General features: G+C 45.6%; 1 protein-coding gene. It reads right to left on the bottom strand.

Features of this window, described 5'->3' with window-relative positions; all coding sequences use genetic code 11:
• Positions 1–563: dihydropteroate synthase (locus R7Z77_RS27475; protein WP_318137323.1), on the bottom strand; the 563-nt coding region annotated here is incomplete at both ends.

The following is a 563-nucleotide window of genomic DNA, read 5'->3' as shown; positions in this document are numbered from 1 at the left end:
TACAGGTTGTCATAAATCTCCAGTTCACCCCCGTTTACGATCCCCATATCTGTACCATTTTTAAAACAGTGATAGAGGAACACAGCATGGATAGCTTCACGAACGTAGTTATTACCGCGGAAGGAGAAAGACACGTTCGACACGCCACCGGAAATCATCGCGTGTGGCAAATCGCGCTTGATGTCCGCTACAGCTTCAATGAAATCAACAGCATAGTTGTTGTGCTCATCAATACCCGTTGCGACGGCAAAAATGTTCGGGTCAAAAATAATGTCTTCTGGCGGGAAGCCAACTTCGTCTACCAAAATACGATAAGCATTTGTACAGATTTCTAGCTTGCGCGCGCGCGTTTCTGCCTGACCAACCTCATCGAATGCCATGACGATCACAGCTGCGCCATAACGACGGATCAGTTTAGCTTGCTCAACAAATTTCTCTTTGCCTTCCTTCAAAGAGATAGAGTTCACAATACCTTTACCTTGAATGCATTTCAGACCCGCTTCAATCACTTCCCATTTGGAAGAGTCGACCATGATTGGCACTTTGGAGATTTCTGGTTCTGA

Source organism: Vibrio sp. 1401 (genome assembly GCF_033340295.1).
This window is presented reverse-complemented; position numbering and strand designations above follow the sequence as displayed.